The organism is Microbacterium sp. LMC-P-041 (assembly GCF_030209555.1).
Lineage (GTDB): Bacteria > Actinomycetota > Actinomycetes > Actinomycetales > Microbacteriaceae > Microbacterium.
This window is the reverse complement of record NZ_JARVRV010000001.1, coordinates 37,280-59,119: the sequence shown is the minus strand read 5'-3', so window position 1 is coordinate 59,119 and position 21,840 is coordinate 37,280. Positions and strand designations below refer to the sequence as shown.

At 64.3% G+C, this 21,840-nt stretch carries 22 protein-coding genes; 14 read left to right on the top strand and 8 right to left on the bottom strand.

Annotation, left to right across the window (positions count from 1 at the left end):
* Positions 1-24: 24 nt before the first annotated feature.
* A complete protein-coding gene (locus tag QRN21_RS00320) occupies positions 25-954 on the bottom strand; it encodes an AEC family transporter (RefSeq protein ID WP_285362847.1) in 930 nt (309 codons plus the stop codon).
* Between the two features lie 46 nt (positions 955-1,000).
* Between QRN21_RS00320 and QRN21_RS00315 the strand changes: the two genes are divergently transcribed.
* The gene (locus QRN21_RS00315; RefSeq protein WP_285362846.1) at positions 1,001-1,507 is read left to right on the top strand and encodes a CGNR zinc finger domain-containing protein; all 507 of its coding nucleotides are present in this window, start codon (positions 1,001-1,003) and stop codon (positions 1,505-1,507) included.
* Here QRN21_RS00315 and QRN21_RS00310 read toward each other — a convergent pair.
* The 4 genes from QRN21_RS00310 to QRN21_RS00295 all read right to left on the bottom strand — a co-directional run bounded on the left by QRN21_RS00310 (position 1,494) and on the right by QRN21_RS00295 (position 6,705).
* A complete protein-coding gene (locus QRN21_RS00310; RefSeq protein ID WP_285362845.1) occupies positions 1,494-1,862 on the bottom strand; it encodes a winged helix-turn-helix transcriptional regulator in 369 nt (122 codons plus the stop codon). The genes QRN21_RS00315 and QRN21_RS00310 overlap by 14 nt on opposite strands.
* Before the next feature lie 63 nt (positions 1,863-1,925).
* Complete coding sequence (locus QRN21_RS00305) at positions 1,926-4,478, bottom strand: excinuclease ABC subunit UvrA (protein WP_285362844.1); 2,553 nt, start codon at positions 4,476-4,478, stop codon at positions 1,926-1,928.
* Between the two features lie 82 nt (positions 4,479-4,560).
* Positions 4,561-5,682, bottom strand: coding sequence for a PLP-dependent cysteine synthase family protein (locus QRN21_RS00300; protein WP_285362843.1), 1,122 nt, complete (start codon positions 5,680-5,682; stop codon positions 4,561-4,563).
* Between the two features lie 105 nt (positions 5,683-5,787).
* Positions 5,788-6,705: a LysR family transcriptional regulator gene (locus QRN21_RS00295; RefSeq protein ID WP_285362842.1), complete on the bottom strand. Its 918-nt coding sequence runs from the start codon at positions 6,703-6,705 to the stop codon at positions 5,788-5,790.
* Between the two features lie 162 nt (positions 6,706-6,867).
* Here QRN21_RS00295 and QRN21_RS00290 point away from each other — a divergent pair, with 162 nt between their 5' ends.
* From QRN21_RS00290 to QRN21_RS00280, 3 genes are all read left to right on the top strand, one after another.
* Complete coding sequence (locus QRN21_RS00290; RefSeq protein ID WP_285362841.1) at positions 6,868-8,190, top strand: MFS transporter; 1,323 nt, start codon at positions 6,868-6,870, stop codon at positions 8,188-8,190.
* Positions 8,187-8,687 (top strand): RidA family protein, encoded by a 501-nt coding sequence (locus QRN21_RS00285; protein WP_285362840.1) that lies wholly within the window; start codon positions 8,187-8,189, stop codon positions 8,685-8,687. The genes QRN21_RS00290 and QRN21_RS00285 overlap by 4 nt, the downstream gene beginning before the upstream one ends.
* 81 nt (positions 8,688-8,768) lie before the next feature.
* Positions 8,769-9,974, top strand: coding sequence for an amidohydrolase family protein (locus QRN21_RS00280; protein ID WP_285362839.1), 1,206 nt, complete (start codon positions 8,769-8,771; stop codon positions 9,972-9,974).
* A gap of 133 nt (positions 9,975-10,107) precedes the next feature.
* Here the strand turns inward: QRN21_RS00280 and QRN21_RS00275 are convergent, their stop codons facing one another.
* On the bottom strand, positions 10,108-11,883 hold the full coding sequence (locus QRN21_RS00275) for a glycoside hydrolase family 3 protein (RefSeq protein WP_285362838.1): 1,776 nt from the start codon (positions 11,881-11,883) through the stop codon (positions 10,108-10,110).
* Positions 11,883-13,199, bottom strand: a complete 1,317-nt coding sequence (locus QRN21_RS00270) for an MFS transporter (RefSeq protein WP_285362837.1) — start codon at positions 13,197-13,199, stop codon at positions 11,883-11,885. The genes QRN21_RS00275 and QRN21_RS00270 overlap by 1 nt, the downstream gene beginning before the upstream one ends.
* Positions 13,200-13,324: 125 nt before the next feature.
* On the opposite strand from QRN21_RS00270, the gene QRN21_RS00265 reads away from it, so the two are divergent.
* The 10 genes from QRN21_RS00265 (at position 13,325) to QRN21_RS00220 (ending at position 20,733) form a co-directional block, all read left to right on the top strand.
* Complete coding sequence (locus QRN21_RS00265) at positions 13,325-13,954, top strand: TetR/AcrR family transcriptional regulator (RefSeq protein ID WP_285362836.1); 630 nt, start codon at positions 13,325-13,327, stop codon at positions 13,952-13,954.
* A gap of 237 nt (positions 13,955-14,191) precedes the next feature.
* Positions 14,192-14,572: a cupin domain-containing protein gene (locus tag QRN21_RS00260; protein WP_502883078.1), complete on the top strand. Its 381-nt coding sequence runs from the start codon at positions 14,192-14,194 to the stop codon at positions 14,570-14,572.
* Entirely contained in the window at positions 14,569-14,856 is a 288-nt protein-coding gene (locus tag QRN21_RS00255; RefSeq protein ID WP_285362834.1) for a hypothetical protein, read from the top strand. Before QRN21_RS00260 ends, QRN21_RS00255 begins: the two co-directional genes overlap by 4 nt.
* A gap of 97 nt (positions 14,857-14,953) precedes the next feature.
* Positions 14,954-16,066 carry a mandelate racemase/muconate lactonizing enzyme family protein gene (locus tag QRN21_RS00250; RefSeq protein WP_285362833.1) on the top strand — a complete coding sequence of 371 codons (1,113 nt, stop codon included), beginning with the start codon at positions 14,954-14,956 and terminating at the stop codon, positions 16,064-16,066.
* Positions 16,063-16,350, top strand: coding sequence for a muconolactone Delta-isomerase (gene catC, locus QRN21_RS00245; RefSeq protein WP_502883077.1), 288 nt, complete (start codon positions 16,063-16,065; stop codon positions 16,348-16,350). The genes QRN21_RS00250 and catC overlap by 4 nt, the downstream gene beginning before the upstream one ends.
* 40 nt (positions 16,351-16,390) lie before the next feature.
* A complete protein-coding gene (gene catA, locus QRN21_RS00240) occupies positions 16,391-17,251 on the top strand; it encodes a catechol 1,2-dioxygenase (RefSeq protein WP_285362832.1) in 861 nt (286 codons plus the stop codon).
* A 60-nt stretch (positions 17,252-17,311) separates the two neighbouring features.
* Positions 17,312-18,127 carry an alpha/beta fold hydrolase gene (locus tag QRN21_RS00235; protein WP_285362831.1) on the top strand — a complete coding sequence of 272 codons (816 nt, stop codon included), beginning with the start codon at positions 17,312-17,314 and terminating at the stop codon, positions 18,125-18,127.
* Entirely contained in the window at positions 18,124-18,882 is a 759-nt protein-coding gene (locus QRN21_RS00230) for a 3-oxoacid CoA-transferase subunit A (protein WP_285362830.1), read from the top strand. Before QRN21_RS00235 ends, QRN21_RS00230 begins: the two co-directional genes overlap by 4 nt.
* Positions 18,879-19,562 (top strand): 3-oxoacid CoA-transferase subunit B, encoded by a 684-nt coding sequence (locus QRN21_RS00225; protein ID WP_285362829.1) that lies wholly within the window; start codon positions 18,879-18,881, stop codon positions 19,560-19,562. Before QRN21_RS00230 ends, QRN21_RS00225 begins: the two co-directional genes overlap by 4 nt.
* A 1-nt stretch (position 19,563) precedes the next feature.
* Positions 19,564-20,733, top strand: a complete 1,170-nt coding sequence (locus QRN21_RS00220) for a thiolase family protein (RefSeq protein WP_285362828.1) — start codon at positions 19,564-19,566, stop codon at positions 20,731-20,733.
* Positions 20,734-20,762: 29 nt separating this feature from the next.
* Here the strand turns inward: QRN21_RS00220 and QRN21_RS00215 are convergent, their stop codons facing one another.
* Positions 20,763-21,746, bottom strand: a complete 984-nt coding sequence (locus QRN21_RS00215; protein ID WP_285362827.1) for a LacI family DNA-binding transcriptional regulator — start codon at positions 21,744-21,746, stop codon at positions 20,763-20,765.
* Positions 21,747-21,840 lie beyond the last annotated feature (94 nt).

The following is a 21,840-nucleotide window of genomic DNA, read 5'->3' as shown; positions in this document are numbered from 1 at the left end:
AACGACCCTGTCCGCGTGATCTCCTCACGCGGACAGGGTGCCAGCAAGAATGAGCAGCATGGGGATCGTGGCGACGGCGAGCACGGTCTGGATGCCGGTGATGGCCGCCACGAGCCGAGTGTCGCCCCCCATCCGCGATGCAAGGACGGTGGCGCTGGGCGCAGTCGGGACCGCCGTGATGAGAATGATGCTCGTGAGGGTCGCGCCGGTGATTCCGAACGCCAGCGCGATGGACATCGCCGCGAGCGGCAGCGCGAGTAGTTTGAGGAGAACAGCGGTACCGACATCGACCAGGTCTCGCGGGCGGAACGTGAATCGCAGTGCGGCGCCGGCGACCATGGTGCCGACGACGAGGGCGGGGGCCGCGATCATCTCGATCGTCGTCTGCAGGACCGCAGGCATCTCGATGTCGCCCAGATTGAGCGCGACTCCGGCCAGGCAGGAGAGGATGAGGGGATTCGATGCGAGATCTCTCCACAGCGCGAGGCGCCGCCGTCCTGTGTCCCTTTTGCCGAAGAGCGAGAGCGTCGTGACGCAGATCACGTTCACCAGCGGTACGACGATGGCGCTGGCGAGTGCGAACGTCGCCACTCCTTCTTGCCCATGCAGCGCTGATGCGAAGACCAGCCCGACGTAGGTGTTGATGCGGATGGAGCCCTGCATCAGGGAGGTGAGCTGGGGGCCATTCGCTCGGGTGAGGAGCGCCACACCGACCGACAGTGCGGCTACCAGCAGCGTGGGAATGCCGACGCTGAGCGCAAGCGGCCCCGCGGGCACGGCCGCGAGATCTGCGCCGCTGATGGAGGTGAGAAAGAGCGCGGGAGTGAAGACCCAGTAGCTCATCCACGACAGTCCCGTCCAGAACCCGGCGTCTGTCAGCACGCGCCACCGAAGGATCAGACCGCCCCCGAGGAGCAGGATGATCGGGGCGATCCCCGTGGTGATGACGTTCATCTCCTCACTGTGATGCAATGGGTCAATGCAGTTCAACCATGACAATATGACCGGCCCGCTGCTCGCCGCGGATCTCGTGACCCTCGCACGGCGGGGCTGGGACGTCGGCGCTGCGGCCACCGTTCTTGCGGACCATGAGATCCGGCGTGCAGAGCTGGACAAGCATGACGGCGAGCAGCTACGAGAATGGGCGGATCAGATCGTCCCGGTGTTCCTCGCTGCGACAGCAGACGAGCGTTGCGACACCATCAATCGCCTCCTCCTGGCCGGCGCAACGAGTCCATATCTCACGACGCACGACGGGCTCCGTCCGCACCTGCACTTCGCCCCTGATGCTCAGGATGTCGTCGCACGTGTGCGTGCTGTCACCGCCGGTGGGCTCGCGCTCTTCGTCGTCGAGTCGGAGGGGTCTCGTCTGGGCGTCTGCCTACGTGATCGCTGCCCTGTTGTGTACGTGGACACCAGTCGTAATGGACGGCGCTGTTACTGTTCGGCGAAGTGCGGCAACTACGATGCCGTTCGCCGCCACCGGGCCCCGGTCAGTCAGCGGTGAGCGTAGGCGTCGGTTCCTCATCGAGGCCGAAGAGGTGGGGCGGGACGGTCATTGCCCAGGCATTCATCGCGTCGAGCACCGGGCGCAGCTGCATCCCCACCGGCGTCAGCTCGTAGACGACGCGAGGAGGGATCTCGGCGTAGGCGGTGCGGGTCACCAGCTCGTGCGCTTCGAACTTGCGCAGCCGGCTCGAGAGCGTGTGGGCACTGATTCCCGGCAGTGCCGAGAGGAGCTCGTTGAACCGGTGCGGCTTCTTCAGAAGCTCGCGCACGATGAGCGTCGCCCAGGGGCCGTCGAGCAGGCTGAGGAACCGCGCGACGCCGCACTCCTGCAGTGCGCAATGATCGAATCTCATGGGCTCAGGATACGGCCTTCAGTGCATGAGATGTACTCGTTGAGTTCGGTGCAGCAATGGCCTCTACGCTTCTGAGCTGCCGGTGGGATGACGCGTGAACGCGGCCGCGAGATAGCGACCGGTCGCGCTTTCCGTCGCAGCGGCGATCTGCTCGGGAGTGCCAGTCGCAACGATTCGTCCCCCGGCGACTCCGCCGCCGGGCCCCATGTCGATGACGTAATCGGCGTTCGCAATCACGTCGAGGTCGTGCTCGATCACGATCACCGTTGCTCCGCGTTCGAGCAGTCGATCGAACACCCGCAGGAGCACGCGCGTGTCCGACGGATGAAGACCGATACTGGGTTCATCCAGAACGAAGAGCGAATCGGACTGATCGCGCCCGAGTTCTGTGGAGAGTTTCAGCCGCTGCGCCTCTCCACCGGACAGCGCGGGGGTGTCTTCGCCGAGCGTGAGATATCCGAGCCCGAGATCCATCAACGTCTGCAGCTTCTTCCGCACCTTCGCAAGGTCCGTCACGTGCGGCAATGCCTGTGCGACGGTGAGCCCGAGAAGTGCGGGAAGCGAGATCGGCGGAGCATCGGATCCGGCTCGCCGGATCGCGTGGCCCTCAGCGCCGTACCTGCTACCGGCGCAGTCGGGGCACGAGATGTCGACATCAGGAAGGAACTGCACATCCAGGACGACTTGGCCGGTGCCCTCGCAACGTGGACAGCGCAGAGACCCGGTGTTGTAGGAGAAGTCGGCGGCCTTGAGTCCGTGCGCCTGAGCATCGGGTGACGCCGCATAGGCCTTGCGGAGATCGTCCAGGGCTCCGCTGTACGTGGCGATGGTGGAGCGCACGTTCGTGCCGATCGGCGCGGCATCCACGACGTGTACGTGCGCGATGCCAGGCGCGGTGAGATCGAGGACATGTGCAGGGCGGCTCGTATCGCCGATGAGCGATTGCAGCGCCGGGACCAGGCTCTCCAAAACCAGGGTGGTCTTCCCCGAGCCTGACATCCCCGTCACTGCGGTCAGGCGACCGCGAGGTATCGCGCTGTCGAGGGGGTGCACGGTGTGCAAAGCCCGCGTGCGCAGTTCCATGCGGCCATGAGCGAAGACATCTCCCTCTTCGGCGCGGTCGCGCACCAGCAGCGGCTCACGATCGGCGAGGAATCCGCCGATCAGCGATTCGGGCAGTGTGCCGAGGTCTGCCACAGTGCCGGCGGCGAGGATAGTGCCGCCGGCAGCCCCTGACCCCGGGCCGATCTCGATCATCCAATCCGCCTCGCGGAGCACCTGCACGTCGTGGTCGACGAGTACCACCGAGTTGCCGTTCGACAGCAGATCGCGCATCACTCCGATCAGGCCGTCGACGTTCGCCGGATGGAGTCCCACGGACGGCTCGTCGAGGACGTAGAGGACCCCCGTGGTCTCATTGCGCACGGCTCTGGCCAGTTGCACTCGCTGCCGTTCCCCTGTCGAGAGGCTCGAGCTGGAGCGATTGAGGCTCAGGTAACCCAGACCGAGTTCGATCAGTCGCGTCGCCATCTGCGCGAACTGGCCGATGATCGACATGGTCATCGTCTGCATCTCCTGCGGGAGAGTCGCGGGGATGCTCTGCAGCCACGGCGTGACGTCGTCGAGAGACATCGCGGTCACCTCGGCCAGATTCCTGCCGGCGACGCGGGGGAGTCTCGCCGCGTCGCTCAGGCGCGTGCCCTGGCAGGCCGTGCACGTCTGCGACGTGATGAACCTGTTGACTCGGGCCAGCCCCTTCTCGCTCTCCGCATTGTTGAGCGCCTCCTGAACCGCGAGTCGCGCGTTGCGGTAGGTGAAGTCCAGCTCGAAGAGCTTGCCGTTCTTGGAGCGCACGGCGATGTGCTTCTTTTCTTCCGGACCGTGCAGAACAATCTCCCGCTCAGCGTCGGAGAGCTCTGCGTAGGGAACATCGGTGCGCACGCCGAACTCGGCGACGACCTGCGGCATCACGGTGAGGCCGAACATCCCCCATGGTGCCACTGCGCCCGCGTTGATCGTCAGCGACGTGTCGGGCACGAGAGAACTGTCGTCGACCGCACGTACGATGCCCGTTCCTGCGCAGGTCGGGCAGGCGCCTTCCGAGTTGAACGCCAGGGATTCCGCGCCGGGTGGGGAGAACACCGCTCCGCACTCGGGGCAGACCAGGTCGAGATTCGCGGCGACATCGATGGTCGGCTCCAGCCGATGTCCGTTCGGGCACACATGCGAGCCGAGCCGGGAGAACATCACGCGGATCACATTCAGCAGTTCTGTAGACGTACCGAAGGTCGATCGAACTCCCGGTATGCCGGGTCGTTGGCGGAGGGCAAGCGCGGCGGGAACGTGGCGCACCGAGTCGACATCCGCGCGTGCTGCCTGGGACATCCGTCGCCGGGTGTAGGTAGAGAGCGCTTCAATATAGCGGCGCGAGCCCTCCGCGTAGAGCACCCCCATCGCCAGCGACGATTTGCCTGAGCCGGACACCCCGGCGATCGCGACCAGACCGCGCAGCGGTACGTCGACATCGATGTTCTTGAGGTTGTGGACCCGTGCCCCGCGGATCTGCACGACGTCGGGTGATTCGGATCTAGGTTCGTCATGACCGGCGCTGCTCATCTGGTGTCTCCCTCAGATTCGACTCCCCTTCGACAGGGTCCGTGAGAACTGTATCGCCGGAGCCGATGTGGCCGTCGAGCACTCACGCGGCCCGGAGCACGCCGGTGGAGGTGAAGTCCTCGAGGGTGCGTTCGAACGGAGCGATGTCGATGTTCTGCGCCGCAAGCCACTCATCGTTGTAGTAGGTGGAGGAGTACCGGTCGCCCGTGTCGCAGATGAGGCTCACGATGCTTCCGGTGCGTCGGCTGGTCCCGAGACGCTGGACGAGTTGGAGAGTGCCCCAGATGTTCGTGCCGGTGGAGGCTCCGACGCGTCTCCCGATGATGCGCGATGCCCATCTCATGGTGGCGATCGACGCCGCATCGGGCACGGGAAGGACCTCATCGATCAGGTTCGGGACGAACGATCGTTCGACGCGGGTGCGCCCGATGCCTTCGATCCGCGACGGTGTCGAGGTCACGTAGGAGATGTCGTTCCGGCGCCAGCCCTCATAGAAGGCTGAGCCCTCCGGATCCACGACTGCGATGCGGGTAGCGAGACCGGTGAATCGGGCGTATCGCGCGATCGACGTGCTCGTTCCACCGGTGCCAGCGCCGACTACGATCCACTCCGGCACAGGGTGCTTCTCTCGGCGCATCTGATGGAAGAGCTCACTGGCGATATTGCCCTCGCGCCAGTTCGTCGCCTGGCTGGCGAATGTGAACTGATCCATGAAGTGTCCGCCGCGCTGGACAGTGACTTTCTGGGCGGTGCGGACCACGTCTGCGGGATCATCGACCATGAGCACCTGGCCCCCATGCCGCTCGATCAGCGCGATCTTCTCGCGACTCGTGGCGGCCGGGATGACAGCGATGAAGTCCAGTCCGAGTATCTGAGCAAAATAGGCCTCGCTGACTGCGGTGGAACCGCTCGATGCTTCGACGATGGTGGTCTGCGGGCCGATGTCGCCGTTGCAGAGCCCGTGGGTGAAGAGAGACCGGGCGAGGCGGTGCTTGAGACTGCCGGTCGGATGCAGGGACTCATCCTTCAAGTAGATGTCGATCTCTCGAAGGTCCGGAGCGTGGAACGGGATGAGAGGGGTCCATCCACTTCGCCCCGCTTCGGCGGTGAGGAGTTCCAGCGCTTGAGTCACCCACCGTCGATCTGTTCGGCGCTGTCGGATGACATCGGTCGCGTCCGTGATCGGGTACTCGCTGTACATCATGGTCTCGCTTCTCACTTCTCGCTGTCGATGCTGCGCACCTTCACAGTGTGGAGGCGGCAAAACCAAACGAGAAGCTAGAGAAATTGTGGTGAGCCAAAGTTCAGCTTATATATGGGCGGCAAGCGCCATCGATTCAGCTGCCTCTCTCAGAGACTCGAGCACCCGCAGCACCGCTGGCTTCTGCCGCTGCGAGCGCAGGACGGTCGCGGTGACGTGACGGTGGCGCTCAGGCAACAGGGGGCGGGTGCGCAGCTTGGGATGTTTTACGAAGGACTGGGTCATCCTCGGCATCATCGCGAGGCCAAGGCCAGCGACGACGTAGCTCTGAACAGCGAGGTTGTCGTCGGTGGTGATGTCGATGCGAGGCTCGAACCCGGCGACTGCGCAGGCGCTGACGAACTCGTGGCGGCAGCGTACGCAACCGGCCACCCAACGCTCGTCCCGAAGTTCGGCAAGTTCGATCTGTTTCCGACGCGCGAGCGGATGGTCATCCCACAGCATCAAGACCATCGGCTCGTCGATCAGCTCGATCGACACGACGCTGTCTCCGATGTCCGGGGCGGGCTGATCGTCGTATCGAAATGCCACCACCACGTCGTACTCGCCGCTTTCCAGCCCGTCGAGCGATTCAGGGGGCTCCGCCTCGAACAGTTCGATCTCGATCCCGAGATGGCGTGCCCGCAGTCGTGAGATCGCCGAAGGGATCAGTGTCGCATTCGCGCTCGGGAACGCGCACACGCGGACCCGGGCCTCCTTGAGGCGAGTGACCGCAGCGACTCGCTCCTCTGTGGCGTGGAGGTCTGCGATGAGGGACTCGGCACGCGATGCGAGTACCTCGCCCTGTTCGCTTAGTTTCAGACCACGGCCCTCGCGCGAAAAGAGGGTCGTCTTGAGCTCGCGTTCGAGAGCCTTCATCTGCTGGCTCACTCCAGGCTGGGTGTACCCGAGTTCACGTGCCGCCGCAGCGAAGCTGCCGAGCCGAACGACCGCAGCGAACGTGAGAAGCTTCTGTGTGTCGAGCATGGCTGAAGTATAAGCAGATGTTTGACTAGCGCAAACGAACCATGGTTTGCATTTGATACGCATCTCGTGATGATGAGAGAACCGCATCACCCGAGCGGTATCAGGAGCCCAGCGATCAGTTGTGCGAACGCAGGCCCGAGCTTTTCCAAGGAGAACGGAAAGATGGCTTCACAGACAACGACCCGCTCGCACGACCGTGGCATCCGGAGACGCGCCATCGGCGGCAGCGTCATCGGCACGGCTCTCGAGTGGTACGACTTCTTCCTCTACGGCACCGCCGCAGCCCTCGTGTTCAACACGGTGTTCTTCCCTACGCTGGACCCGCTCACCGGCACGCTTCTCGCCTTCGGCAGTTTCGCGGTCGGGTTCGTAGCTCGCCCGATCGGGGCGATCGTGTTCGGAAACTACGGTGACCGAATCGGCCGCAAGCGCATCCTCGTGATCACGCTGATGATCATGGGCATCTCGACCATGCTCATTGGTCTGCTTCCGGGATACGACACGGTCGGCATCCTCGCCCCGATCGCTTTGACCGTCCTGCGGTTCGTGCAGGGCTTCGGTCTCGGTGGAGAGTGGGGCGGTGCCGTCCTGATGTCTCTCGAGCACGGTGACCCGAGGCGCCGTGGTCTTGCAGCCAGCTGGCCGCAGATCGGTGTACCGCTGGGCCTGCTGCTCGCAAACGGCGCGCTCACCCTCATGCTGTGGCTGACCGATGATGAGGCGTTCCTGGCCTGGGGATGGCGCGTGCCGTTCCTTCTCAGCGCCGTCCTCATCGCGATCGGTCTCTGGATCCGACTCAACGTCACAGAATCACCGGAGTTCGAGAAACTGGCCGCCGAAGGACACCGGGTCAAGCACCCGATCCTCGAGGTGCTGCGCACCCAGCGTCGTGAACTGCTGATCGCGACCGGGTCGCGCATCGGCACTGACGTCGCGTTCTACATCTTCGTTCTCTTCGTCGTCACCTACCTGACTCAGATGGTCGGCGTCGAGCAGACCACGGCGACTCTCGTCGTACTGGTCAGCGCGGCCACCATGATCCTCTTCATCCCGTTGTTCGGCGCGTTGTCGGACCGGGTCGGCCGGCGGCCCGTGTACATCGGCGGCGCAGTAGGTGCGATGCTCTGGGTATTCGCGTTCTTCCCGCTCCTCGAGACCCAGAACATTGTGCTGATCCTGTTGGCGGACTTTGTCGGAATGCTGTGCTGGGCAGCGATGTACGGGCCGCTGGCGGCGTTCACCACGGAGCTGTTCCCGGCGAACGTGCGCTACAGCGGCGCCTCCCTCGGGTTCCAGCTTTCGGGCATCCTCGGTGGCGCCCTCGCACCGATCATCGCGGTCGCGCTTTACGGCCGCTTCGAGAGCTGGGTCCCGATCGCCGCCTATGTCGCCGGCATGCTGATCATCACCATCGTCTCTGTAATGATCGCGCGGGAGTCCTCCCGCGACACTCCGGCGCTCTCTGCGACGGAGGCTCGCGAATGATCTCCTCCCGGCATGCGGAGATCATCGAACGTCTCCGCGACGGGGGATACGCTCTTCCCGAGGCGCCGCCCGCACCCATTGGTGCATACACCGGAGCACTCGTCGCGGGACACCTGATCTTCACCTCGGGTCAGCTTCCGCTGCGCGATGGAGTCATCTCCCCGACCGGGAAGGTCGGGGAGGGCAGCGGGCTCGTCAGCCTCGACGCCGCCGGCGGCCTCGCCGCCCAGTGTGCGGTGAACGCGATCGCTGCGCTCCATGCTGAGATCGGCGATCTGGGCCGTATCGCCCGGATCGTCAAGGTCACTGGTTTCGTGGCCAGCGACCCTGACTTCTCTGACCACTCCAAGGTGATCGACGGAGCCAGCTCGCTCTTGAAAGCCGTGTTCGGAGACGCGGGAGTGCACACACGCTCGGCGGTCGGGGTGGCCTCGTTGCCCAGAAACAGCCCCGTGGAGGTCGAGGTTATCGCCCTCCTGCGCGCAGATCCGGCCTGACAAGCGACACGGTGACAGACACGACAGAGACACACTGCTCGCGACAGATCGCGGGCGTCGACACAGATAGGTGGAATGCAGATGACGTGGGATGAGACTTACCCGGAGAAGTTCTTCGGACCGACAGAGGGATCGCTCCTCATCAAGAATCTGCGTGGCGTCGTCACCGGGCGACTGGGAGACACGCTGCGCGAAGTCGAGACGGTGCTCATCAAGGGTGACCGCATCGTCGAGATCGGTGGTTCCGCTGACGCGGAGGCCGACGTCGTGATCGATGCGAAGGGTGCGGTCGCACTTCCGGGACTGTTCGACACGCACACTCACTTCTCGATCGGCGACTTCAACCCGAAGCAGAACACGATCGGCTTCATCGAGAGCTACATGCACGGAGGGGTGACGTCCATGATGTCCGCCGGCGAAGTGCACTTCCCCGGGCGGCCGATGGATCGCCATGGAGTGAAGGCGGTGGCCGTCGCAGCGAACCGTTCGTTTACGAACAACCGCCCCGGCGGTGTGCGCATCCACGGCGGTTCCCTGATGACGGGGCCCTACATGGAACAGGAGGACTATGCCGAGCTCGCAAGTCAGGGAATCTGGTTGATGAAGGTCGGATTCGGTGGTTTCAACGTGCCGAAGGATGCGGTTCCGCATGTGCGGTGGGCCCAGGAGGCCGGGTTCGTGGTGATGTCGCACTCGGGGGGAGCATCCTCGGTTCCCGGCGTCGCGCCGATCACGGTCGACGACCTCATCGCGATGCGGCCCGATATCGCCGGCCACATCAATGGGGGAACCACCAGCCTCCCGGAGGCCGACGTAGAGCGACTCGTGAAGGAGTCGGATGCTGCGCTGCAGCTCGTGCAGGCCGGCAATCTCTCCGCGAGTCTGAACATTCAGCGCATGGCGGCAGAGCATGGCGCGCTGGACCGGGTCATCCTCGGTTCCGACACCCCGTCGGGCACCGGCGTTATGCCGCTGGCGATCATCAAGACGATCGCCGAGCTGTCGTCGATCGGTGGTGTGCCGGCGACGGACGTCATCGCTTACGCCACCAGCAACGCTGCCCGCGTTCTGCGTCGGGAGGAGGGCGTGCTCGAGGAAGGGCGTCCTGCCGACCTGGTGCTGGTGCAGCAGCCGGTCGGTGGCCCGGCCGATCACCCGATCAAGGCCCTCAACCGGGGTGACATCACCGGGATCGCCGGCGTGATCATTAACGGACAGATTCGCGCGCTCCGCAGCCGGAACTCCCCCGCTCCGATCCGCGAAGTCGAGGTGCAGTCGCACCGTTGAGGCGCGGTCCCCGCTGACGGGAAAAGCCGCTGCAGTCCCTCGTCGGAGGTGGCTGCAGCGGCCTTTTCGTCCCTGACCTGCAGGGGCGCGGCGGGCGGACACAGCCCGCACCGCTGCATCAGGAGCGCGACATCTACAACTCGGCGTAGACAAGGCCATGCCCGTACCGGAAGAGCGGTTCCTCGGTGTCGAAGGGCACGTCCTCGCGGCTCTGCTCGACCGCTTCCATGGAGGAAGGAAGATCGAATGGCAGGCGCCCCTTCGGGGCAACGACCCCCGTCAGAACGTCGATCACGGCGGCATCCGATGCACCGTAGTTTACGACGATGGCAGCGGCGTGATCCGCCAGCGGGCCGAGGATGGTCGCGCGATCGAGGGTGATCGCGACGATGGTCGGTGCTGCTTCGCACACGGCCACGATCCGCTCCATCTCACTCTCAGGGAACTCGAGAGAGCCCGCGTGGAAGAAGGCCTCGAAGCCCACTCCTCGCGATTCGAAGGGGGAGGTCAGGCGAAGGATGCACAGGTCAGCGGCAGCAGGATCTTCGACGATGTCCCAATCTTGTTCCGGCGGAACAGCAAGGTTCTCCACATAGACCCGACGCCGTCCGCCCGTGACGGGCAGGATGGGCGTGCCGTCGGGATCGCTTCGATTCGTGAGAACTGTCATGGCTTCGCGCTGAGCCGTCTCTCCCTCTTGCCGGAACTCTGCGGACCCCGCAATCCGAATCGCTTGCTTCGGGTCGGCGTAGGGGGATTCGAAAAGCCCTAGATGCAGCTTGAGGGTCATGAGGCGCACGACGGATTCGTCCACTCGAGTCTCGGAGACCAGCCCCTTGCGAACGGCCGCGACCAGCTCTTCCGTGCACATCTCCCCACCGAACTGATCGACGCCGGCATCGATGAGGCGGGCGATCCGTTCCTGGCGGGTGGCGCTTTCGAGCCCCCAGGCCCGCGCGGGCATGTCGCTGCCGAGGATCTCGACATCGGTCAGAAGGCCGAAGTCGGTGCAGACCGTGCCGTTGAAACTGAGTTCCTGTCGGAGGAGGCCAGTGACGATCGCCTTCTCGAACGCAAACCCCACTTCGTCGTACTCTGTGCCGATCGGCATTCCGTAGTACGGCATGATCTCCGCGACGCCTGCATCGATCGCTGCTCGGAATGGCTTCAAGTGGTAGTCGAACCGATCTCCTGGATACACCTGTTCCTTGCCGTAGACGAAGTGCGGATCTTCCCCATCTTTCTGCGGGCCGCCACCGGGGAAGTGCTTGGCCATCGCCGCCACGGAGTGCGATCCGAGTTCGCCCCCTCGAAGACCGCGGATGTACGCGGCGCCGAGTGCCGCCGTGAGGTCGGCATCCTCGCCGAACGTGGCTCCTGCGCGAGCCCACCGGGGTTCGGTCGCGACGTCGATCTGCGGGTGCAGTGCGCCACGGAGCCCCACGGCCACGTACTCCTGGCGAACGATGTCGGCGTAACGCTCGACCAGCTCCGAGGAACGCAAAGCCGCGAGCCCCAAGCTCTCGGGCCACTGGGAGAACATGCTCGACAGGGCTGCAGTGCCGGGGTTCTCGATGAACCCGTGTCGGGGATCGCTGGAGAACGTGATCGGAATCGGCAGGGTAGATCCCAGTGCGAGCTCCTGCGCCTCGTTGACCCATTTCACGAATCCCGCAGCGTCGTCGGCATCGCCGACGACGTACAGGTCGGTGATTCGGTGGTTGATGACGAGGGAGGTCAGCGAGGGGAAGCTGAACGCCGACGACGGGCGGCCCACGGGACCGACAGCGACGATGGCTCGGAACATGGCTCCGGCCTTGTCCTCGAGGGTCATCCGTGAGACCAGGTCTCTTGCGCGTTGCTCGGGGCTGAGAGCCGAATCCTGGTACGGATAGCGGGGGATGGGCATCAACGAACTCCTCTGACTCGGAAGACCAGCACGCCACCGGCGATGGCGACGACCCCCGCGACGACGAACCACAGTGTGTAACCGGCGCCGAACAGCATCTGTCCCAGGGGGATGAAGATGACGCCGGCGATGAGCGGTGCGATCATCGCGGGCAGCGTGTTCGCGATGTTCAGGATTCCGAGGTACTTCGCGGTGTTCCCGTCGGCCGGAAGCACATCGACGCACAGTGCCGCATCCACCGCGAAGAACAGCCCCATGCCGGCGCCGATCAGAGCTTCAGCAACAAGGATCACAGTGAGACCGCCGGCGCCGAAACTCGGTGAGACAGCAAGGAGGAGAATTCCTGCTCCTGCGAGGACGCCGCCGATCGAGACGAACACGCGCCGCCGCCCGGCCACATCCGACAGCTTCCCGCCGATGATGCTCACCGCGATCATGAAGGCAACCGAGACGAAGGTGGCTGTCAGGTTGAACTGCAGTTGCTCAGGGATGTCCATGTCGTAGCTTGTCGCGAGGAACAGTGTCAGATAGGTCCCCACGGCGCCGTACCCGAGCATGATCATCGCCTTGGTCAACCATGCCCATCCCAGATCCGGCATGCGTCGAGGGTTGAAAAGGAACGTGCTGATGAAGTTGAAGAAGGTCATCGGCGCGTCGGGGCGCTTGTTGAGCACCTTGTCTTTGAGCGTCAGGGCGAACAACAGTCCGAAGATGAGCCCCACCGCTGCGGGAGCTGCGGCGCGCCAGAAGTCGTTCGGAAGGAAGTTCAGGCTGGCCGCTCCCGCCAGGATCGCGATGGGAACCGCCGCTCCGGCGAGCCCCGAGATGTAGCCGCGTCGACGCACCGGGACCTGGTCGGCGAGCGATGCTGCCTCCGCAGCCTGAGCGAAGTTGGTGAAGGTCTGGGCCGCACACCAGGCGATCGTCAGCACGACCACATTCGGAGCGAGTCCGACGCCGACGAGGCTCACGAAGGTGCCGACAACGCCGATCACGATCCATGGCCGGCGCATGCCCCAGCGCGAGATCGTCGCATCGGAGAGTCGCCCGGCGATCGGCTGCGCCACAAGCGCGAACAGTGCGCCGATTCCCGTGACGAGGCCGAGCTGCAGAGGCGCATCCTCCAGGCCGACAAGTGACTGCAGCTTCACCGAGAGGCCGCCCAGGATAGGCGTGAGTATCGCGAAGAACAGTCCGATGTACGCGAGGGTGAAAGTCGCGGCGTAGCCGCGCGGTTCCCGAGGTCCCAGGGGTCCTGAGTTGGAGCGGGATTCGGGGGCCAAAGTAGCCGGAGGGACAGCGGATTCGGTGGACACGGAGACTCCTTCGTCAAAGTGAACTGCAGACGCCGGACTTCGGGTCATCGGCGGTGAGCGCCACGCTAGCACAAAACCTACACTAGTGTTGGTTTTAGAATCGAGATCGCTATTTACCGTGCAGAATGGGAGTGATGACACTGAGTACAGGCACCTATCCGAAGGGCGTGGCGCGGCGCGCCGAGATCGTGGCTGCCGCGACCCGGAGCTTCTCCCGCGCGGGCTTCGACGGCACTTCCATCCTTGAGATCGCCGGAGACGTCGGAATCTCCCGCGCCGGCCTGCTGCACCACTTCCGCTCGAAGGAGGAGCTGCTTCTCGCAGTTCTGGCTGAACGGGAGCGCATCGACAGGGTCGTGTTCGTGGAGAGTGGATCGCAAGAGCCTGGAGGTTTGGGCGTTCTTCGTGGGATGGTCCGGTTGGCTCGACTGAATGAGGGCCGGCCGGCAATGGTGAGGCTCTTCGTCGTGCTCAGTGCTGAGGCCACCGAGACGTCCCACCCTTCGCACCAGTACTTCCGTGAGCATTTCTCCCGGATCGTCGCCGGCACGGCGCGGGCGCTCACTCAGGTGCGAGGCGTCGGACTGTTGCGGGCTGATGTCGAGCCTGAGAGCTTCGCGCGGGATCTCATCGCCCTGCAGGAGGGCCTGCAATTGCAATGGCTGATGCATCCCGAGCATGCGTCGATCGCGGAGCCGTTGGAGACATGGATCCAGTCGGTGTTGCTGTGTCCGCTCTGGGGTGACGACGCCTGAACCGGTGTGGCTCGCTCGCTCGCTCGATCAGCCTCAGCTCCCAGCATTGCGCACGCAAAGTCGCCCGGGTTGCCGTCTCAGGTAGGCCAGAGGATGCTCTGAGACTGCCCTTCGCCGCCGTGAGTTCGTACGAATCTAGGTAGTTCTCCCAACTGTGCATCTAATGCGCATCTGGTTCTATGACTAACAGTTCCCACGGATTCGCCGGCGCACGGGGACCCCGGAGAGGAGATTGAGATGGCGCGGTACTTCCTGGCTGAAACGGCCGAATGGATTCCCTTCGATGTCCGTGGAACTGTCATGGACAAGCGAGTTCTCTGGGAGGGTGGCTTCGACATCCGCTCCGCCCTATATCGCATGCCTGCCGGGATGGTTACCCAGCAGCATCAGCACGACGAATGGGTGCAGGTCATGGTCATCGAGGGCGAGATGAAGGTGGAGCCTGTCGGTCGCGACGCGGTTCATGTGCGAGACGGAGGCGTCTACGTGCTCGAGCCTGGTGATTCGCACACAGAGACCGCTGTGGCAGACAGCCTCGTCTTCATCACCCAGCTGGACGAGCATCCGAAGTATCTGCGCGCGACGGCCAAAGAGGCCCCCGGCGAATTGGGCCTGTGATGATCACGCTCGCGCGCTCACCTGAGGCTCAGGCTGCGGCAGCGGCCGAGTGGATGGCGTTCAACGACGACTATCTGATCGAGCGGATCGCGAGCACCGGTCGACTCGAGGTGATATTCGCCTGCGTTGATGACGCCGTCACAAGACTGCAGTCTCTAGTCTCGGGCGAACGGTCACCCGATTCGCGGGTTCTGTGGACGACAGAGGTTCAAGGTCATCACCTGACCGTCGTCATCACTGGGGATGCGGACGCCGTCGTCGAGGCTGGCCGGCTACTGCGCTGAGCGCCACTCTTCACCCACGCGCAACCGGTCAAGGGGGCCGTCCGTCGTGCCCGAAAACACCAGGCCAGCTACCTTCATCGCTTCTGAGGAGAGTGTCATGATCATCGATCGCATCGAAGCGATTCCCTACCGGATCCCCATGCGCAAGCCTCTGCATTTCGCCAGCGGACAGGTAGACGAGTTGGAGCACGTTCTGCTTCGTCTGACCACGGCCGACGGGGTGGTCGGCGTGGCTGACATCCCGCCACGTCCCTACACCTACGGCGAGACGCAGGCCTCCGTGGTCACGATCATCAACGACGTCTTCGCTCCAGCTCTCAGAGGCGCGTCCGCATTGGACCGCAGCAGGATACATATAGCGCTTCATCGCACGGTCGGGAATGTCGCGGCCAAGGGCGGAATCGATATTGCGCTGTGGGACATCATCGGTAAGGCGCTCGGTCTCTCCGTGCATCGGCTGCTAGGCGGGTTCACCGACTCGCTTCGCGTTTCGCACATGGTCGGCTTCGCCTCGGGGGCTGAGATGGTGGCGGAGGCTGTCGAGTACAGGGATCGATTCGGGATCGATGTGTTCAAGGTGAAGGTAGGGCGTCGGCCTCTGCATCTGGACATCGGCGCGTGCCGCGATCTTCGTGATGCACTCGGACCGGATACCGAGCTCTACCTGGACGCGAACCGCGGTTGGACTGCTGTCGAAGCCGCCCAGGTTCTTCGTGAGACACGTGATCTCGGCCTCACCTTCTTCGAAGAGCCGTGCGACGCGGCAGAGATCCTCGGTCGACGAAGGCTGGTGGCACAATCCGCTCTGCCTATCGTCGCGGATGAGAGCGCGTCGACCCTCGGAGATGCGGCTCGTGAATTGACCACGGGTGGTGCCACTGCCCTGAGTATCAAGACCGCGCGCACCGGGTTCACTCTTTCTCAGAAGGTGCTGTCGCTTGCCGAGGGGCTCGGCGTCGAAGTGCTTATGGGCAATCAGATCGATTCTCAAATCGGCAGTGCGGCCACGGTGGTCTTCGGCGCTGCCTTCATGCACTCTTCTCGCCGCGCAGCCGAGGTGTCCAACTTCCTGAATATGGGAGATGACCTGATAGCAGAAAGTCTGCAGATCTGCGATGGCCGAATCGCGGTGCCCTCTGGCGCCGGAACCGGTGTGCGAATCGACGAGGCAAAGCTCGCGCACTTCCGTCTCGACGGCAAGGCGAAATGATGCTGTTTCACGTGCGGATGGATGTCGATTTCCCCCACGATATAGACCCGCAGGCGGCGGACGCATTGAAAGAGGCCGAGCGCACCTACGCGCTGGGACTTCAACGGGATGGTCGTTGGCGCGAGCTCTGGCGCATCGTCGGCGAGTACGCGAATATCTCGATCTTCGATGTTCAGGGAAACGACGAACTACACGACGTCTTGAGCTCGCTGCCGCTCTACCCCTACATGAAGATTCGTGTCACGCCTCTTGTAGAGCATCCGTCCAGGCTCCGCGCGCCTTGATGACTTTCCCTGAAGATCACCACCAACAAAGGAGTTGACCATGAGCACTACCAACGACATCGACGAGTTCGTCGCTCGCGCCGCAGAGTCGGGGAAGAATGCGACCGATAGGTTCCGCCAGCGCGAGAGCGCAGGCAGCGAAACGGACTCCGTGCGAGTCAGCCGCCTCGCTTCGCGAGCCATCCAGGCAATCAACGCCGTCGTGATCGACGAGCGCGTGACATACGACGAGTACAACGCCCTGAAGACGTGGTTGATCCGCGTCGGAGAAGACGGGGAGTGGCCGCTCTTCCTCGACGTGTTCCTCGAGCATTCCATCGAGCAGGTCGCGAACGAACACCGTTCGGGGAGTAAAGGGACGATCGAGGGCCCGTACTATGTGCCGGGCGCGCCCGAGGGCCCATGGAACGGAGAGATTCCGATGCGCGCAGACGAGTCAGGTCGTCCCCTTGTCTTCCAGGGGCAGGTGCGCGGCATCGACGGAACACCCCTTCCCGGGGCGAAGATCGAGATGTGGCACGCCGACAGCGATGGCTTCTACTCGCAGTTCGCTCCTGGGATCGCCGAGTGGAATCTGCGCGGTACGTTTCTTGCCGGAGATGACGGCCGCTTCGAAGTCCACACGATCCAGCCGGCGCCGTACCAGATTCCCACCGATGGTGCCTGCGGGCAACTGATTGCCGCGGCCGGCTGGCACGCGTGGCGGCCGGCGCACCTGCACCTGAAGGTCTCTCACGAAGGCTACGAGCTTCTGACCACGCAGCTCTACTTCCCCGGCGACCCTCACAACGACGATGACATCGCCGGCGCGGTCAAGCCGGAGTTGCTCCTCGACCCCCGGCCCCGCGCGAGCGAGGACGGCTACGTGGCCACCTACGACTTCGAGCTCGACCCCGTATGAGTTCGAAGTGGCCGGGCGGACATTCGCTCGGCCATCGTTCCTCAAGAAGGAGGTACGTCGATGACTGACCCCGAACTCTGTTTCTCCGAGCCGGTCGGTCCCGAGAACGCACCGTGGCTCGTCCTCGGGCCGTCGTTGGGAACGAGTAGTTCCGTGTGGGAGGGCGTGACCCCCTTGCTGAGCGATCGCTATCACGTGATCGCCTGGGATCTCCCCGGCCACGGTGGATCCGCTGCCGCTGAGGTAGCGTTCTCGATCGCTGATCTGGCCCGGAGCGTCGCGGCGGGGTTGCGCGAGCGCGGGGCAGCGTCCGTTTACTACGCCGGAGTGTCGCTCGGAGGCGCAGTCGGTGTGCAACTGGCGCTCGAGCAGTCGGGTTTCGTCAACGCCCTCGCCGTCGTCGCGTCTGGCGCGAAGCTGGGGCGGCCGGACGCGTGGCATAGTCGAGCGGCGTTCGTGCGGGCGAACTCGACGGCTGCGATGCGTGAGCCTTCGGCGGAGAGATGGTTCGCGCCACACACGCTGGCTCGCGAACTCTCACTTCCGCGGCGGCTACTCAGCGAGCTGGGCGTCGTTGATCGGGAGAGCTACAGTCTGTGCTGCGAAGCGCTAGCTGCCTACGACGTGCGAGACAGGCTTCACGAGATCGCCTGCCCGGTACTGATCCTTTGGGGAGAACACGACCAGATCGCTCCCCAGAACACTGCTGATGAGCTGAACGAGGGTCTCGCGGACGGGCGAGTGGTGTGTCTCCTGGGTGCCGGACACCTCCCTCCGGTAGAGGATCCGACAGCGACTGCCCAGGAGATCGGAAGCTTCTTGATGGCTGTCGATGGTGCCTACGATCGCCCGGGGCGACGAAAGGCCCACGAATGATTGACAAGACGCTGACCGACACCGCGGCGGCCGTGGCAGATATCCCGAACGGGGCGACGATCATGATCGGCGGATTCGGTCGCGCGGGACAGCCGGTGGAGCTGATCGACGCATTGATTGAGCAGGGAGCGACTGAGCTCACCGTCGTGAACAACAATGCCGGCAACGGCGAGAAGGGGCTCGCCGCGTTGCTGGACAAGGGGCGGGTCCGCAAGATCGTGTGCTCCTTCCCCCGGCAGTCCGACTCCTGGGTTTTCGACAAGTTGTATCGCGCGGGCAAGGTCGAGCTCGAGCTCGTGCCGCAAGGGAATCTCGCGGAGCGTATCCGGGCCGGCGGCGCGGGAATCGGTGCGTTCTTCACGCCGACCGGTGTGGGAACGCGACTCGCCGACGGTAAAGAAGAACGTGTGATCGACGGCCGAACCTACGTGTTGGAGCATCCGATCCGCGCTGACTATGCGTTGGTGGCGGGCTTCCGAGCAGATCGGTGGGGCAATGTGGTCTACCGTTCGACCGCGCGCAATTTCGGTCCGGTGATGGCTACCGCTGCCGAGACGACGATCGTGCAGGTCGATGAGATCGTTCCGCTGGGGCGGTTGGACGCGGAGACGGTCGTGACGCCCGGGATCTTCGTCCAGCGCGTCGTAGCCGTCGGAGAGCGGGGCTGGCTCCGGGGCGGAGAGTTCATCGGCGGCGTAGACATAGAGGGCCGCCCGCTCGCATTCTCTGACGGGTTTGCGGAGGTCGGCCGATGAGCGACAAGGCCGGCGCGCGACTCTCGCGCGACGCGCTGGCCGCCCGTATCGCCGCCGACATTCCAGAAGGCGCCTTCGTCAACCTCGGCATCGGCGCACCTACACTCATCGCGAACTTCCTGCCTCCGGACCTCGAGATCATCCTCCACACCGAGAACGGCATGCTGGGGATGGGGCCTGCCCCGGCGGCGACCCGGATAGACCCCGATCTCATCAATGCGGGAAAGCAGCCTGTGACCGCCGTACCGGGGGGCGCCTACTTCCACCACGCTGATTCCTTCGCCATGATGCGTGGTGGGCACCTCGACGTGTGCGTGCTCGGAGCGTTCCAAGTATCGCAACACGGCGATCTGGCGAACTGGTCGACCGGAGCTCCCGGCGCGATCCCCGCGGTCGGTGGGGCGATGGACCTCGCGATCGGCGCGAAGAACGTCTACGTGATGACCGACCTGCTCGCGAAGGACGGCTCTTCCAAACTCGTCGAGCAGTGTTCCTACCCGCTCACGGGAGCGCGCTGTGTCACGCGGGTCTATACCGACCGGGCGATCTTCGAGGTTGGACGAGGCCGATTCATCGTGCGTGAGACATTCGGAGAGAGCACCATCACGTCGCTGCGTGCGCTCACGGGCCTTGAGCTGACGGACGGCACGGACGCAACATCAACCAGGGGAGACCTCTGATATGTCAGGCAGCTACATCTATGACGCCGCTCGTACGCCGTTCGGCCGCGTCGGGGGCGCTTTCGCGTCCGTGCGCCCCGATGATCTGGCCGCCGTCGTCATGCGCGCGATCGTGCAGCGGACCGATGTGGATCCGTCGAGGATTGACGACGTCATCTTCGGGGACGCCAATCAAGCGGGGGAGGACAATCGCAATGTCGCTCGATTCGGAGCGCTGTTGGCCGGCTTTCCCACGTCGGTGCCGGGGGTGACGGTCAACAGGCTGTGCGGGTCGTCGATGGAAGCGGTCATCCAGGGGTCGCGGGCGATTGAAGCAGGTGATGCCGAACTCATCCTGGCCGGGGGCGTCGAGTCGATGAGTCGCGCTCCTTATGTAGTGGAGAAATCCCCGAAGGCTTTCCCCGCCGTCGGAAATCAGATGATGTGGAACACCGCGATCGGTTGGCGCATGACCAACCCGAGGCTCCCCCGCGAGTGGGTGATCTCGAACGGCGAGTCCGCCGAGAGACTGGCAGCTCTGCATGGGATCTCACGTGAGGCGCAGGATCAGTTCGCACTGCGTAGCCATCGACTGGCGGGGGAGGCGTGGGCAGTGGGTGCGTATGACGCCGAGATCGCACAGGTCCCCGGTAGCGAGATCGCTCGAGACGAGGGTGTTCGCGATGACACGAGCCTCAGGCGACTCGGGGATCTGCGCGCGTTGTTCGCGGATGGAGGATCGGTGACAGCCGGCAACTCCTCGCCGATCAACGACGGAGCCTCTGCTGTTCTGCTCGGGGCTGAGGGGGTGGCTGGCCTCGAGCCCCTCGCTCGCATCACAGGCCGGGGCGTGGCTGGGAACGACCCGGACGTGTTCGGAGTTGCGCCAGTCGAGGCCGCGAACCGGGCGCTGGCCCGTGCTGGCCGCACGTGGTCCGACGTCGATCTGGTGGAATTGAACGAGGCGTTCGCGTCGCAGTCGCTCGCATGCCTGCAGGGTTGGCCCGATCTGGACCCAGCAAAGGTGAATGTCCACGGTGGTGCGATCGCTGTCGGTCACCCGCTGGGAGCGTCCGGTGGGCGGATCATCGGTCACGCGGCACACGAACTCCGTCGCAGTGGTGGCCGCGTCGCCGTTGCTGCGCTGTGCATCGGGGTCGGGCAGGGCCTCGCGATCGTCCTCGAACGGTGACAGTGCGATGGCTCACGATGATCGGCGGGTCAGCCGGAACCTCTCGAGATGACGGTGGCGAAGGATCGGTCACCGACCTGATCGGCGCCGACGGATCGCTGGTCCAGCAGGTCTGAGGCGAGCATCTGCGCGATCGTCAAAGTGTCGATGGTGACGGTTGACACGTCGAACAATGCCGATGAGGTGTTGTCGACACCGATGATCGACAGGTCCTCGCCTTCGCGTAGCCCGAGTTCCCGTGTGCCGAGCAGCACTCGGACAGCGACCTCGTCGTTGTAACAGCAGAAGGCCGTCACGGGGGTCTGCGTTGCGACCAGGCTGTTGACCGCTCGGGTTGAGTGGGCGATATCGGGGCCCACTGAGCGGTACTTCGGAGTAGGCGCACCGTGTTCGGCGCATGCGGCAAGCACTCCCTCGAAGCGCTGACGGGCGATCGGGGCCAGATCCTCAGAGTTGGGTGCCACGAAAGCGAGCCGTCGATGGCCGGCCTCCAGGAGATAGCGCGCCTGCAGCTGGCCGATCTGCCGGTGGTCGACGACGCGTATATCCGTCGTCACCCGTGCGATGGAGATCTTCTCCAATGCTGTCAGGAGAGCCGGGGGGTGTCCTCCGCCGAGCACCGCGATGGCGGTCGGGTTCACGTGGGACCATAACTCGCGGAGGGCGGCCGCGGTGTCGCTCTCAGACCTCAGCCGATGAAGCAGCAATGCGTATCCCCGTCTGGAGACGAGCGCTCCCAGGTGCTCGAGCATCTCCTCGAAAACGGCACCGACGCTGAAGCTCGGAACGAGAGCGAGGATGACCGTGCTGTTTCCCGTGCGTAGCGCTCGTGCGCTGGGATTCGGCACATGCCCGAGGGTTTTCGCTGTCTCCAGCACGAGCTGCCGAGTGGTCGCGCTCACTCGCTTGTCGGCGCGATCGTTGAGCACATAGCTGACGGTGGCGCGAGATACGCCCGAGGCCCTGGCGACATCGCCGGAAGTGACTGCGCGTTCCGAGTGTCGGTTAGCCACTGCTCACCCTTCCGACGTCGCGCCGATGCGGTGCGTTGGATCGAGCGTACGACGTGGGCGTCGCCGCCCACAGGCGTGCAGGGGGCAACGTCAG

Bases quoted from the DNA above. Each gene is read 5' to 3' on its own strand.
- QRN21_RS00320 (WP_285362847.1), bottom strand. From the start codon at position 954: ATGAACGTCATCACCACGGGGATCGCCCCGATCATCCTGCTCCTCGGG.
- QRN21_RS00315 (WP_285362846.1), top strand. From the start codon at position 1,001: ATGACCGGCCCGCTGCTCGCCGCGGATCTCGTGACCCTCGCACGGCGG.
- QRN21_RS00310 (WP_285362845.1), bottom strand. From the start codon at position 1,862: ATGAGATTCGATCATTGCGCACTGCAGGAGTGCGGCGTCGCGCGGTTC.
- QRN21_RS00305 (WP_285362844.1), bottom strand. From the start codon at position 4,478: ATGAGCAGCGCCGGTCATGACGAACCTAGATCCGAATCACCCGACGTC.
- QRN21_RS00300 (WP_285362843.1), bottom strand. From the start codon at position 5,682: ATGATGTACAGCGAGTACCCGATCACGGACGCGACCGATGTCATCCGA.
- QRN21_RS00295 (WP_285362842.1), bottom strand. From the start codon at position 6,705: ATGCTCGACACACAGAAGCTTCTCACGTTCGCTGCGGTCGTTCGGCTC.
- QRN21_RS00290 (WP_285362841.1), top strand. From the start codon at position 6,868: ATGGCTTCACAGACAACGACCCGCTCGCACGACCGTGGCATCCGGAGA.
- QRN21_RS00285 (WP_285362840.1), top strand. From the start codon at position 8,187: ATGATCTCCTCCCGGCATGCGGAGATCATCGAACGTCTCCGCGACGGG.
- QRN21_RS00280 (WP_285362839.1), top strand. From the start codon at position 8,769: ATGACGTGGGATGAGACTTACCCGGAGAAGTTCTTCGGACCGACAGAG.
- QRN21_RS00275 (WP_285362838.1), bottom strand. From the start codon at position 11,883: ATGCCCATCCCCCGCTATCCGTACCAGGATTCGGCTCTCAGCCCCGAG.
- QRN21_RS00265 (WP_285362836.1), top strand. From the start codon at position 13,325: ATGGGAGTGATGACACTGAGTACAGGCACCTATCCGAAGGGCGTGGCG.
- QRN21_RS00260 (WP_502883078.1), top strand. From the start codon at position 14,192: ATGGCGCGGTACTTCCTGGCTGAAACGGCCGAATGGATTCCCTTCGAT.
- QRN21_RS00250 (WP_285362833.1), top strand. From the start codon at position 14,954: ATGATCATCGATCGCATCGAAGCGATTCCCTACCGGATCCCCATGCGC.
- catC (WP_502883077.1), top strand. From the start codon at position 16,063: ATGATGCTGTTTCACGTGCGGATGGATGTCGATTTCCCCCACGATATA.
- catA (WP_285362832.1), top strand. From the start codon at position 16,391: ATGAGCACTACCAACGACATCGACGAGTTCGTCGCTCGCGCCGCAGAG.
- QRN21_RS00235 (WP_285362831.1), top strand. From the start codon at position 17,312: ATGACTGACCCCGAACTCTGTTTCTCCGAGCCGGTCGGTCCCGAGAAC.
- QRN21_RS00230 (WP_285362830.1), top strand. From the start codon at position 18,124: ATGATTGACAAGACGCTGACCGACACCGCGGCGGCCGTGGCAGATATC.
- QRN21_RS00225 (WP_285362829.1), top strand. From the start codon at position 18,879: ATGAGCGACAAGGCCGGCGCGCGACTCTCGCGCGACGCGCTGGCCGCC.
- QRN21_RS00220 (WP_285362828.1), top strand. From the start codon at position 19,564: ATGTCAGGCAGCTACATCTATGACGCCGCTCGTACGCCGTTCGGCCGC.